The sequence below is a fragment of the Pseudoalteromonas sp. 5Ae-yellow genome (genome assembly GCF_014077565.1).
Taxonomy (GTDB): domain Bacteria; phylum Pseudomonadota; class Gammaproteobacteria; order Enterobacterales; family Alteromonadaceae; genus Pseudoalteromonas.
In genome coordinates this window covers 1-13,976 of the sequence record NZ_JACGWD010000095.1, presented here as the reverse complement: position 1 = coordinate 13,976, position 13,976 = coordinate 1, and the positions used below count along the sequence as shown (strand labels likewise).

The window sequence follows — 13,976 nt, the reverse complement described above, 5'->3', positions numbered from 1 at the left end:
GATACCAAGCGCACAGGGCGTGCATCTGTGAAAGTGTTATGGCAAGGATGGCTTAAGTTACAAGCCATTCTGGAAGGCTACGATTTAGCAAAATCTCTTGAGTCAGACTTGTGATCAAGAGACAGCTAAATAAGCGGCTTTGTTGTTTAAAGTAATCTTAAATTAACGAATACATTGTGGTCTTGGCTCGAACTCACTCGCTCTAAGCGGTAGCTGAATCACCTTGCCACATCCTGGTGGTGCCTGCTTACCCGTTTGCTCATTTACAAATGCCCAGCGTATTGATGGTGGACGCGTATCAGCTATTGCTTGTGGGTTAAGTGGCTTTAAGTAACGAATATACGCTTCTAATGCGCCTACGCTGCCTGTTAACCCCGTGCTTTTGTTGTCGTCTCGACCAAGCCACGCAACAGTCACTGTATTTTGATCAAAGCCTGCAAACCAACTATCACGTAAATCGTTACTAGTGCCAGTTTTGCCTGCAAGTTGGATTGATGGGAAGTGTAAATTTAAGCGTTTAGCAGTGCCGTCTTTCGTTACGCGTTTCATCGCGTATTTAGTCATATACATTGCAGATTTATCAAAACGAGGCTCTGCATTTACTTTATGCTTATAAAGTACTTTACCAACCGAGTCAGTTAATGCCGAAATTGCAGTAAGCTTTTTATATTCGCCATCTGCAGCAATTGTCGTATAAAGCTGAGCAACTTCAAAACTCGACATTTCAACAGCCCCTAAAAGCAACGATGGGTATTCGTTTATCGCCCCTTTAGCGCCTAATCCTTTTAGTGTATTCGCGACTTTATCAACACCTACATCGAGGCCTAAATTAACCGCTGGAATATTAATACTGTTACTAAATGCTTTATAAAGAGGTATTGCACCACGGTATTGATGATCAAAATTTTCTGGTTGCCACACTTTTCCCTGCTCATTTGTAACCTGTACTGGCGAGTCATCAAGCAAAGTAGCTAAATTATAATGTGGCAATTGCAGTGCGGTTAAATACACGGCAGGTTTTACAAGCGAGCCTATATTACGTTTTGTGTCTAAAACACGGTTAAATCCTGAATATCGAACATCGCGACCAGCAATAAGTGCAGAAACACCGCCTTTTTCTACATTAACAGAGATCATGGCTGCTTCTAGTTTTTCAGTTCTAGGGCGATTTTCCAAGTACGGTAAACTCTTTTCAATCGACTCTTCCATTGCTGTTTGCTTTTGCAAGTCAAAATAAGTAAATACTCTTACGCCTGCATCAAGTGTTTGCTGATCAGGTAATAATTCATTTAGCTCTCTGTTTACTAGCTCTAAATAGCCTGGGTATGATTTTTGTAGACTGGCTTTCATTGGCGCAATATCAATTGGGCGATTAAGCGATGCACGGTACTCTTTTGTGCTAAGTAACTTATTTTCGACCATTAGACGCAGCACTAAGTCCCTGCGCTCCATTGTGCGCTCTTTATAACGACGTGGGTTGTAATAAGATGGGCCTTTAACCATTGCCACCAGCAGAGCAATTTGATCGTACTCAAGCTCGTCTACAGGCTTTGAAAAGTAAAAGTCAGAAGCAAGCCCCATACCATGGATACCTTGGTTGTATGACTGCCCTAGGTATACCTCATTTAAGTAAGCTTCTAATATCTGATCTTTTGAATAGCGATAATCTAAAATAAGGGCAATAAAGGCCTCATTTATTTTTCGTACTAAAGAACGCTCACGCGTGAGGTAAATATTTTTAGCTAATTGCTGAGTAAGCGTACTGCCACCTTGAACGGTGCGTCCCGCTTTAATATTTGAATAAAGCGCACGTAAAATAGAAAACACCGACACACCATGGTGATCATAAAAATCACGGTCTTCAACTACCAGTAGCGTATCTTTAAGCATGGCTGGGAACTTATCTAGCGGTACAAATTCTCTATCTTGTTTAGAGTCGTTGCCAATTCGCGCTATTTGCACAGGTTCTAGGCGAGCAGAGTTTAAACGCCTGCCGAACTTATCTTTAATAGTCGCAACTTTTTGCCCTGCAAAACGAAGTTCAATAATATGTGATTCTTCAAGGCCATCATAAAATTCAAAATCACGGCGATAAATCTTGATGCTATCTGCTGTTTTAACAAACTGCCCTGTTCTGCTTAATCTATTAACAGATGAATAATGTAGACGCTCTAACTCAAACACAACTTCTTGGCTTGATAAAAATTGCCCCGGATAGAACTCCATAGAACGAGCATACACTTGCGCTGGAAGTTGCCATTTATTACCTTCAAATATACGTGTAGTTTTTGAATCTAAATAAATGAAATACATTGCCATTGCAATAAAAACAGCCAAGCTTAGTTTCCAAAACACTGACCATGTTTTTCTCATAAAAGAGCGTTTAACAGTGGGATTCACTGTTTTTTTACTGCCCTTTGATGTGCTTTTTTTTGTCGTGCTTGACGATTTACTAGCACGTTTAGCTGCAGGTTTGCTGGTAGGTGTTTTTTTATTGTCGGCCATTTAAGTGTAATTTATTCCAAGGGTTATTCACGAGTGTGAGCTTAGCATATTGGGCATATCCTAACATCCGAAAAGTTAACCCCCCCTGAAACAAAAAAAGCCCTACCGAAGTAGGGCTTTGTGTAAACACACTATTATTTAAATAAACTATTAGCTATTTCGAACAGAAACAAACTCTGGGTAGGCTTCAATACCACAATCGTGTTGATCCATACCGTTTAGTTCTTCCTCTTCAGTTACTCGTATACCCATTGTTTTATTAAGCACAGTCCAAACAATAAATGATGCTACAAATACAAAGGCAAGAATACACACTAAACCAATTAACTGATTAACAAAGCTTGCATCACCATTGGTTAGCGGTACTAACATAATACCTAATGCGCCACACGTACCATGAACAGAGATAGCACCCACTGGATCGTCAATCTTAACTTTATCAAGTGCTATGATACTAAATATAACAAGTGCACCACCAAGTAGACCAAGTAGACATGCCATTAATGGTGATGGTGATAAAGGGTCTGCTGTAATAACAACTAAGCCAGCTAACGCACCATTTAATACCATTGTTAAATCTGATTTACCCCAAAGTACTTTACATACAAATAGTGCTGCAATAGCACCCATTGCAGCTGCTGCATTGGTGTTAAGTAATATTTGGCCTACTGCAGTTGCGTTTTCTTTATCCGAAAGTAGTAATTGAGAACCACCGTTAAAGCCAAACCAACCCATCCACAAAATAAATGTACCTAGTGTAGCAAGTGGTAAGTTTGAACCTGGAATTGGGTATATTTCACCGTTCTTACCATATTTACCTTTACGAGCACCTAAGATTAATACACCAGCTAGTGCAGCGGCTGCACCTGCGCCATGCACAATTGCAGAACCTGCAAAATCAACAAAGCCCATTTCAGATAAGAAACCACCACCCCATGTCCAGTAACCTTCAATAGGGTAAATAAAACCAGTTAGTACTACAGCAAAACCTAGGAAAGCCCACAGTTTCATACGCTCAGCAACAGCACCCGATACAATTGACATAGCGGTTGCAACAAATACTACTTGGAAGAAAAAGTCAGATTCTAAAGAATGGTCAGCATCGGCAGCTTGTGTACCAATTAAAGCGCCTATTGAAGGAATAAAACCACCTTCGGCGTTGTCTACATACATAATGTTGTAGCCAACTAATAAAAACATCGTACATGCAATTGAATATAGCGCGACATTTTTAGTTAAAATTTCAGCTGTGTTTTTAGAGCGAACTAAGCCCGCCTCTAGCATGGCAAAACCTGCTGCCATCCACATTACTAATATACCTGATATTAAAAAATAGAAGGTATCGAGTGAAAACTTTAGTTCTATTATTGTATTTTCCATGAGACCCCCTTAAATTGCTTCTTCGTCAAGTTCGCCAGTACGGATACGAACAATTTGATCCAAGTCGTACACGAAAATTTTACCGTCACCAATTTTACCTGTTGATGCAATTTTAGTGATTGCTTCAACAACGCGTTGACAATTTTCAGTACGAGTTGCAATTTCAAGTTTGATCTTAGGAATAAAATCTACTTGGTATTCTGCACCACGATATAACTCAGTATGACCTCGTTGACGTCCAAAACCTTTAACATCAACTACTGTCATCCCCTCAATTCCTAAATCAGCGAGTGCTTCACGCACGTCGTCTAATTTAAATGGTTTTATGATTGCACTAATCATTTTCATAGCGGCCCCCTCGGACTCTTTATTGTTATCCTATTGGGTTAAACAATCCAACCTTTGTGCCACTATTTTATATCAATTAAAAACAGCCACTTAGTAAAAAAAACAAACTCAAGATCAAAAAAAACGCACCAATTAGGTGCGTTAATTTAACAAGTCAGCTACATTGGTGCGTGCTATATCTCTATATATTTATCACGTACCTAGCTTTGTTTAAGAAGGGTTATACCACGCAGTTTCTGCCTTGGTTTTTAGCTTCGTATAATGCTTTGTCAGCAACACGCATTGCCTGCGTTAAGCTAGTGTCTTGAAAGTCAGCCAAGCCTATACTCGTGGTAATTTTAATTGATTTATCGCTAATAGAAAAATCGTAACTAGCCATCTTTTTCCTAAACGCTTCAAAGTATTCACGACCGCGTTCTAGCTCTATTTCAGGTAATATTATGGCAAACTCTTCTCCGCCAACCCGTGCAACCGTAAACTTTGAAAACGTAGTACGGATTAATGAACCAACCTGCTTTAAAGCCTGATCGCCGCCTTCATGGCCTAATGTATCGTTAATGTTTTTGAAAAAATCGATATCAAGCAATGCCAAAGTATTTTTCTGGTTTTTACTTTTAAGGAGCTTTTCTGCATATTGATAAAAGTAACGTCGGTTATGAAGCCCTGTTAAATGATCCCTATGTGCGCTTTCTTTAATATCTGAAATTAACGACAGTTGCTCCATTGTTTGAAGTACTCGACAATGAAACTCTTCATTCATAAATGGCTTTGTTAAAAAGTCATTGGCACCGTATTTAATAAACCGTGCTGATAGGCCATGCTTTCCCGCGCCCGACAAGCCAATAATTGCTAAGTCGTCTCGGCCTCTAAAATTACGTACCGCTTTGACTAGTTCAAAGCCATCCATAGAGGGCATAGCGTAGTCGGTCATAAGTAGCTTTATATCAGGATTAGCTTTTAATATTTCGAGTGCTTGTTGTCCATCGTGGGCATCTGTTACATCAAACAATTGCTTTTCTAGCATTTGCTTCATTAACGAGCGACTTAGTAATGAGTCATCTGCTATTAGTGCTTTACAGCCTTGATTTCTGAGTAATTGCGCAACGAGCTTAACGGCATAATGGTAAGAATCGCGATTATCTTTAATAACATAATCAACTACGCCCAATTCAAGCATTTGTTGGCGCTTGTACTCATCTATTTTTGAGGTTAAAACAACCGTAGGAATCTTTTTAGATAAAGTATATTTTGCGACTTCACCGTGAGGAGCATCTGGCAAAGTTAAATCAACTAACGCAAGCGTGTAGTCGTATTTTTCTACGTAAGTGGCACATTCAGCTAAAGACCAAGCAAAATCAATTGCTACATCAAGGTATTGTGCAGTTAAGTGGCGAAGTACCTGCTGCACTACTTTACTGTCTTCAACCACTAGTACTCTTTGCATAAAGCTTCTCTTTACCTTTAATTAGTTTTACCACAAAACGACAAATACCACGCAATTACTGCAATAGTATTAGTCATAAACATCCGGTGTAGAGTGCACTTATGTGCTTGAAAGCGTAATCCGTTAGATTTTTTGGTGATAGCCTGTATAAAAAATCAATACAAGTAGGCCGCAATATACCTGAATTTTGCAATTAACTAAATAAAGAAAGTAAATCCAAAATAACTATAAAAGCGATTAATACGCGCCTTTCAATGTATTAATACCTTACTTAACCAGTATTATCGGCCACTAGTCTCAATACTTTTGTTATTTAACTCATTTTTATCTTTAATGATGTATCAACAATAATAAGGGCACCTAATGAAGCTTAGTCGTATTATCAGTTTACCGATAACCGTTATTGCATTAATAATTAGTACAAGCACGCTTGCCGATAACCAACGTCGTATTGATGTAGACAGCAAAGTGGTTACCCAACATAAGGCTAAAATTAATGGCCAGCGTTTTAGTTATACCGTAGCTACAGGCACACAACCTGTATGGGATGATAAAGGCGACGCGGTTGCTACACTACAATACACCTACTACACACGTGACAAAGTTGACGACAGGACAGCTCGCCCATTACTTATTTCATTTAATGGCGGGCCGGGTTCGGCTTCTGTATGGATGCATCTTGCTTATACTGGCCCTCGCGTATTAAAAATTGATGACGAAGGCTATCCAATTCAACCTTATGGCGTAAAAGACAACCCATATTCTGTACTTGATATTGCCGATATTGTTTACGTAAACCCGGTAAATACTGGCTATTCTCGCGTACTTGAAAACGAAAAAGGCGAACTGCCTTCCAAAGCAAAACAAAAAGAGTTATTTTTTGGTGTTAATGCCGATATTAAATACCTTGCTGAGTGGTTAAATACTTTTGTAAATAGAGCCCAGCGCTGGCGCTCGCCTAAATTTTTAATTGGTGAAAGCTACGGTACAACACGTGTATCGGGCCTTGCTCATGAGCTTCAAAATAGTCAATGGATGTACATAAACGGTGTTGTTCTCGTATCACCCACTGATATTGGTATTAAGCGCGACGGCCCGATTAAAGCCGCTAACCGCCTACCTTACTTTGCAGCGACTGCTTGGTATCACAAAGCACTTAAAGCCGATTTACAAGCTAAAGATCTAGATGAGTTATTACCTGAAGTTGAAGAATTTACTGTAAACGAGTTAATCCCTGCGCTTGCTAAGGGTGGCTTTATTAATGCTGAAGAAAAACGTCGAATAATTACAAAAATGGCACACTACGCTGGCTTATCAGAAAAGTTTGTTGAACAAAATAACTTAGATATTCCAACTCAATTTTTCTGGAAAGAGCTACTACGTGAACGTGGTCAAACTGTGGGTCGCTTAGATTCTCGTTATTTAGGAATAGATAAACGAGGCGCGGGTGAATCCCCAGACTACTGGGCTGAACTTACCTCTTGGTTACACTCTTTCACTCCTGCAATTAATCACTACTTACGTGAAGAGCTAAATTATAAAACAGATGTAAAATATAATTTATTTGGTAATGTTCACCCATGGGATAGAACCGGTAATAATACGGGCGAAAATCTACGTTTGGCAATGGCGCAAAACCCTTACTTAAACGTGATGATTCAATCAGGATACTTTGATGGTGCAACCAATTACTTTGACGCTAAATATACGTTATGGCAATTAGACCCAAGCGGTAAAATGAAAGACCGTTTGAGCTTTAAAGGCTACAGAAGTGGGCATATGATGTACCTTCGCCACGCTGACTTAGAAAGCTCTAATAACGATTTACGTGACTTTATACAGGACGCTTTACCTAAGAAAGGGGAAGCGGCTAAATACTAAAATATTTTAAACATAAAATGGCTCTTTATGAGCCATTTTTTATATGCGTTTTTCATATCGTAAACAATAGCTTTTAAGTTGCGTTACTACATCGTTAAAGCAGGTCTCGAGACTTTGCATTTCATTGTTATCAATAGATTCATTTTCTGCATACGTTTCGATCTGCTGGCATATATCAGCCAGTTTAATAGCCCCTACCGATTTTGACGACGACTTTAAGGCATGGGCCTGAAAAGCCAAATCAACATAATTTTTACTCTTAGCATACGCATTAGCTAATTTAATTTGCTCCCCTGCCGTTTGTAAAAACGCATTAAACACCATGCAGTGCACAGTAGGATCATCACCAAGCATTGCTTTTAATAACGTGATATCTAGTTGATCAAAACTATCTGAAGCTATATTTTCACTATCAGATTTATCTGAACATGTACTAACCATTGTTTGAGAGTGCTCCATCAATAACGACTTTAATTTAACAAGCTCAATGGGCTTGGTTAAAAAGCCGTTCATTCCACAATCATAACAATTATCTATATTGTTTTTGGTAATGTTGGCCGTAATTGCAATTATAATAAGTTTATCAAAATGAGTGTTTTCGCGTATTTTTTTGGCTAACCCTAACCCATCGAGTAAAGGCATTTGAATGTCGGTTAACAAAATATAAAAGTGCTTATTTTGCAGAGTTTCCCAGGCTTGTTCCCCATTACTTACAAAAGTAGAACACACTCCAAGCATGGTTAATTGCTGTTTTAATACTTGCTGATTTGTAACCTGATCTTCTGCCACTAAAACCTCAAGCGTAGGAAGAGTTACTGTATCTAAGCTTTGCAGTATCATTTGAGGTACTTGCACTTGTGCTGGCAAGTCAGTTTGCTCAAAGCTGTTAAAGTTTAGTGTAAAACAAGAACCTTTGTGCTGCTCACTTTGCGCGCTTAAAGAACCCTGCATACGCTCTACCAGCTGCTTAGTTATCACTAAACCAATACCCGTACCGTTCACTTTACTTGTTTCAGCTCCTAAACTGTCAAAAGGTTTAAATAAGCGAGAAATGTCATCTGGAGCAAATCCACATCCGGTGTCTGTTACATCTATTTCGCATTGTTTATTACTTAACACCCGGCAATTTATATTAATGCTGCCATTTGGTTTGTTGTATTTAATCGCATTTGAAAGCAAGTTAAGCATCACTTGTTTAAAGCGGCGCTGATCAATGTAAATACTCAACCCTTCTAAGGACTCGAAACCTTGGGTATGCAGTGTTATTGATTGCCCTTTAACAAGCTCAGTGACGAGCTCTACTGACTCCTCTAATATGCTTTTAATAGGCACATAAGAAAAACTAAACTGCATATTACCCGACTCAATAGCCGTTAAATCAAGTACATCGTCTATAAGTAATAGTAAATGTTCTCCAGCTTGATAAATACTTTTCGCGTTTTCTTTTTGTACTTTATTAGCACTCTCATCATATCCATACAGCTGGGCTAAGCCTAAAATTGCATTTAATGGGGTTCTTAATTCGTGGCTCATACTGGCCATAAAATCTGACTTTGCTTTACTTGCTGACTCAGCTTGAATTCGTAATACATTTAATTTTTGATGGTTATTAGCAACCTCATCAACCATGTTATTAAATGCACTTATTACACTGCCCACTTCGTTTTGTTGTTGTTTATCTATGTGGCAGTCAAAGTCACCTTTGGCTAAACGTGAAAACCCCCCTTTTAACGTCCTCAAAGGCGATGTAACCCTGTAATCCACCAGCCAAGCTAAACCTATAAAAACGATAACTAAAATAATAAATTGTATATATATTAAGGTGTAATGAAGTTTTGAAGATTCGTTTATTTCATTTGTAAAATTAACAACCAAGCTAATATTAGCCAGCGGTTTATCTAAAAACACCACCTGCTGAGATAACAACATGTCGCCGTTTCCATTTGCTCCAACCCAATTTTCAAGCGGGTATAATTGGTTTTTTGAATCAACATCAACAATTTTAATACTTTTCCAGTTAGGGCGAGTTTGGAGTTGGCTGTCTATTTCTTCATATAGCTCTGCATACTGCCTAGTTAACAACGGAGTCGTTATAGAAGTCGATAGCTGCGCTAAAGAACGCTGAGCAGCCTTTGAAAGCCCATCGTTTACCCAACGCGCTTGTTCAGGTAATGCGTAAAACATAAAAAGACAGGCCATAAGCAAGCCACAAAGCAATACAACAATAAAGCTTTGCGCCCTTAAACTACGAAACCCTCTAATTTTCAACATAAAATGAGCGCAAGCCCCACTGAGTTAACTGCTGATACTCTGCTAAAGTTGCAATACTAGGTTTAATAATTGGGATACCTGCAAGCAAATGTTTATGCTCTGCGCTTTGCCCAATATCTAAAATAGCTTGTTGCACTTTTAACTGTATTGTAGGGTCAACCCTTGGGTGGGCTACAATTGGATGGCGACTAATTTCACGCGTTTTATAAAGAATTTTAAGCTTATTTTGCAAGCTTTCTGGTTGTTGTTTAAAGGTGCCCATTACACCACCGCCCGCCATTGTTGAATGCAGTGCTACATTTAAATATACCGAAGGGTGGGTTTGAACATATACAGGCTTTATTGTTAGCCCATACAACAACGCTAAGTCGGCTCTCATTAATAATGACGCACCTAATGCATTAGGTGCAGGGAATGCTATTTCGGCGCCCTCTAGTTGGCTTAAATTATCAATACCACTATTTTTATTTACAAGCAAAATACCTTGCAGCTTTCGCCCTGCATCTTTTATTAGTGGCAAATACCCCTATTTTTCATATGCTACAACACTGTGCCATGGGTTCATGTATGCAAAGTCGTACTCGCCATTAGCAAAGGCTTTTTCAAATACAGGAATAGACTCAACTGTAATTAGCTTTATTGTTACTCCTGTTTGCTTACTTACTTGCTTTAACAAAGGTTGCCAAATAGCATTTAGCTTTTGCGGCTCATATTGCGGCACTACACCAAAGGTATATTCTTGAGCAAATAAGAGTGAACTGTGCATAAAACATAATATAGCCACTAAATACTTCATCAATTCTCCAAATAATAGCGTGTCATTATTGTTTAAGCGTAGTTAAAGACTACTCAACACACCATAAAATTATTATATATTCGATATTTAGCACTGACCGGCTTTGATTACAGGTAGTTTTGGTGTGTATTTTTTATGTGTGAGCATTTGGTGCAAATTCATAAATGTGTTGTAAGTACTTTTCAATCCGACCTTATTGCTTAGCCAAGTAGGTATTGACCCATCTGGCAAAGCATATACTTGGTATTCAATATCAAGGCGGCCTTTGTCCTCACTAAGTAGCCAGCGAGCATTTAAAGTAGTAATTCTTATAACACCATCATTTTGGGGCAGCTCATTAGGGCGCGCATTAATAAGCAATTGGCTTTTATTTGCAGTTAACTGTGAATAACAAGAATGAGTAATGCTATCCCTATCTCTAACAGGCCAAGGAGAATTAAAATAACTGTACACTAAATTTTCTGATGGGCTTATGTGCTGAATAACCTCTACCTGAGATACATTTTCGAGCCATTGGGGTGCGGCATCGGTATCGCTAAGTAACTCTAAAAACTCATTGGTGGATACACCTTTCACGCTCATCTGCGCTTTCACTTCAAAGGTATTATCACTGTGGCTTTGATAATACACACTTACGCCATTTTTTTTTATACAAATGCCATGTTGGCTCAGCGTAAGTGTTAAAACTAACTAATAAAAGAATAACGAATAAGCACTTTTGCAACTGAATTTTATTACAAAAGTGCATCATTTATTTTTGCCAGTAAGGTTCTATATCAAATGAAGCAAGGCGACTTTGCTCCATGGCACTCACCAAATATTCAGACTTTTGCTCAAGCCATGATTGGATTTTAGCAAGCTGTTCGTCTTCTTGCCCTGCACATAGCTGCTTTAAATATTCAAGCGTACTTAACTCATAAATACCATGAGAAATATCAAGCCAAGGCAACCTAAACTCTAGGCGTTCTTCTTTATCAAATAACGATCCTAAGCAGTTACCGCTCAGTAAACTATTTTCAAGTTGAGTGCGCAGGTTTAAATACGAAGCGACATCGAGTGTTTGTTCTTTAGGGAGTAATTCGTGCAGGTTTTTCCAGTCTTTATTAAAAAGCCTACTCGCAATCGACGACACGTTTTGCTCAGCCGCTTGAAGCTCTATTTGCCCCCAATCTTTACGCCACTGTTTATCAATTAACCACGTAGTTAACGACAGTAACAAACGATTATAACGCGCACTATGAAACAGTGCATTTATATCGTCAATGCTTGGCTGTAACTCTTTTAAATCACCAATGACTTGAGTAAGTGCTGGAGCTGCATTAATTTTTTTATAAAAAGCATGGCGTTTAGACGTGTACGTTTTTAATTGAATCGCGTTTTCTACCCACGCTAATTCACTTAATAACCATTTAAGCTCTGTACGTAAATGCTCTGTACTTTCTTTGGATACTATATCGTCATACAACCAAAAAGTATGGCGTATTAGGCTAATGCCGTCAGTTACGCGTTTAAGCGTTTTTAAACTTGGCTTATCGAAATAGCATTGCTCGTGCTTTTGCACAAAGCGAATGCCAAAATTCATGGCTTCAACTAAAGCACGTTCTTGGGTAGTCGACTTTGGTAATTGAACAAAACCAATAGATTTGCTTGGTCTTAAAGGTTTTTCATCAGCAAGGCGATAACCACGCGCAGCCTTAGAGTATAATCCTAAACGAATACAGTTTTGGCTAACCAGTACATCTGCAAACGCAAACAACTCATTACGACTGCCCTCAACAAGCTCAATTTCAAGCTCGCTAATAATTTCAATTTTACCCGAAGCCGCAATTTCACCTTTATCGAGTACGACTTCAATTTTAGCGCCACTTTCGGTTTCAATTAACCAAGTACGACGAATAAAGTTAGTACTGAAAATTGGATACAAGTTTTTTGAGATTGCGCTTATTTGCATACCATGAGGCCAAATGTCAGCATTAAACGCCATTAAATTAGGGCGACTTGATTCAATTGGTAAATTGTACTCAGGGCGTTGGTGTAGGCCACCTACAACTTCACCGGCAAGCTTTATAGTTTGCTCACATTCGCTGTCAGAACAACGCGTTCTAAACCCTATATCAAGCGCTCTAAGCTCTCGGCTTGGCGTGTCGTAGTATGCATTTTGTAAGCTGCGAGACGGTTTATTCTTCACCGTTTTTGCAAATTGAGTAATTAACGAGGGGATCAGTGGAATAACGGCATCTGATACCAAAAATTTCAGTTCTATCTCAGTATCCATTCGGTTTGCGGATTACCTTTAAAATAAATAAGTGCTCAAAATAAACAAAGCGCCTTAACAATGCAAATTTTTTAACCTTATTTTAGGGCTTGATGACCTTTGCGGATTAAAATTCGTTCTATCTAGGAGCAATTTAATCACAGCGTGAGGCTTGTAACCTAGTGGACTCGATAACTACTCCTGCGTTACCGTACTGGGTTACAATATCAGTCTTGCTATTGATCTATTTAATCCATACTATCTAACTACTTATGTGAAATAAAAATCACGTTCATAACGGACGCAGTTAGATCAACAAGGTAGATAAATGCTAAAACATTGTTTATTAGGGCTACTTTTAACAGCCACCACTTTCATGAGTTATGCACAAGAAGCACAACCTGCAAATTCAACGAATGCAAACACCGCTTATATTATCGATAATCTATACACTTTTATGCGCTCTGGGGCGAGTAAAAATTATCGACTACTCGGCTCTGTAGATGCTGGAACAAAGTTAACCTTGTTATCAAATGAAGAAAACGGCTTTATAAAAATTAAAGATGATAAAGACCGCGAAGGCTGGATAGAAACTAAGTTTATTACTAAAACAGCGGGCTTACACCAACAGTACAAAACACTAAGTAGCGAAATGAGCACTATGCAAGAAAAGCTACGCCAAGCTCAAATAGAACTTCCACAGCTACAAGAACAAAACCAAACTTTAACAGATCAAAATCTGCAGTTATCTGCTCAAATTACTAAGCTTAAAACAACGCTAGAGCAAGAGCGCACTCAAAAAGAAGCTGCTAGCTCAAAAGAGAAACGCCAGCTACTTACTTACGGTGGTGCTATTGCGTTTTTAGGCCTGTTTTTAGGTATTATATTAACGATAGTGCTGTCACGTCGTAAGCGCTACGAAGGTTGGGCGTAAAGCTCCATCCAACTAAATACAAAAAAGCCGCTTTACAGCTAACACCATTCAGTTAAGCATGCTTTGACTTAATGGTGTACCGAGTTTTTGAAATTCGAACGGTCCTACTTTTGGGCCGTTTTCTTTTTTCTGGAAGAATATAACGTTTCACTCGTTCTCGCAT

8 protein-coding genes and 2 pseudogenes are annotated in these 13,976 nt (G+C 38.8%); 2 read left to right on the top strand and 8 right to left on the bottom strand.

What is annotated here, in order from left to right; genetic code table 11:
• Positions 1–162: 162 nt before the first annotated feature.
• The 4 genes from mrcB to H4J63_RS18245 form a co-directional block, all read right to left on the bottom strand.
• Entirely contained in the window at positions 163–2,505 is a 2,343-nt protein-coding gene (gene mrcB / locus H4J63_RS18260) for a penicillin-binding protein 1B (protein ID WP_182197884.1), read from the bottom strand.
• Positions 2,506–2,655: 150 nt separating this feature from the next.
• Positions 2,656–3,885 (bottom strand): ammonium transporter, encoded by a 1,230-nt coding sequence (locus H4J63_RS18255; RefSeq protein ID WP_024598297.1) that lies wholly within the window; start codon positions 3,883–3,885, stop codon positions 2,656–2,658.
• A 9-nt stretch (positions 3,886–3,894) separates the two neighbouring features.
• A complete protein-coding gene (locus tag H4J63_RS18250) occupies positions 3,895–4,233 on the bottom strand; it encodes a P-II family nitrogen regulator (RefSeq protein ID WP_004587162.1) in 339 nt (112 codons plus the stop codon).
• A gap of 220 nt (positions 4,234–4,453) precedes the next feature.
• Positions 4,454–5,677, bottom strand: a complete 1,224-nt coding sequence (locus H4J63_RS18245; RefSeq protein ID WP_182197883.1) for a diguanylate cyclase domain-containing protein — start codon at positions 5,675–5,677, stop codon at positions 4,454–4,456.
• Positions 5,678–6,040: 363 nt separating this feature from the next.
• On the opposite strand from H4J63_RS18245, the gene H4J63_RS18240 reads away from it, so the two are divergent.
• Positions 6,041–7,558 (top strand): S10 family peptidase, encoded by a 1,518-nt coding sequence (locus tag H4J63_RS18240; protein ID WP_182197881.1) that lies wholly within the window; start codon positions 6,041–6,043, stop codon positions 7,556–7,558.
• A gap of 39 nt (positions 7,559–7,597) precedes the next feature.
• Here the strand turns inward: H4J63_RS18240 and H4J63_RS18235 are convergent, their stop codons facing one another.
• The 4 genes and pseudogenes from H4J63_RS18235 to H4J63_RS18220 all read right to left on the bottom strand — a co-directional run bounded on the left by H4J63_RS18235 (position 7,598) and on the right by H4J63_RS18220 (position 12,900).
• Positions 7,598–9,829 (bottom strand): ATP-binding protein, encoded by a 2,232-nt coding sequence (locus tag H4J63_RS18235; protein ID WP_182197879.1) that lies wholly within the window; start codon positions 9,827–9,829, stop codon positions 7,598–7,600.
• Positions 9,816–10,595: pseudogene (locus tag H4J63_RS18230) on the bottom strand (phosphate/phosphite/phosphonate ABC transporter substrate-binding protein). Before H4J63_RS18230 ends, H4J63_RS18235 begins: the two are co-directional and overlap by 14 nt.
• A 117-nt stretch (positions 10,596–10,712) precedes the next feature.
• A pseudogene (locus H4J63_RS18225) lies at positions 10,713–11,376 on the bottom strand (START domain-containing protein).
• The gene (locus H4J63_RS18220) at positions 11,377–12,900 is read right to left on the bottom strand and encodes a CYTH and CHAD domain-containing protein (RefSeq protein ID WP_182197877.1); all 1,524 of its coding nucleotides are present in this window, start codon (positions 12,898–12,900) and stop codon (positions 11,377–11,379) included. It lies immediately after the preceding pseudogene.
• A gap of 307 nt (positions 12,901–13,207) precedes the next feature.
• Here H4J63_RS18220 and H4J63_RS18215 point away from each other — a divergent pair, with 307 nt between their 5' ends.
• Positions 13,208–13,813 (top strand): TIGR04211 family SH3 domain-containing protein, encoded by a 606-nt coding sequence (locus tag H4J63_RS18215; protein WP_002958928.1) that lies wholly within the window; start codon positions 13,208–13,210, stop codon positions 13,811–13,813.
• Positions 13,814–13,976: the final 163 nt, after the last annotated feature.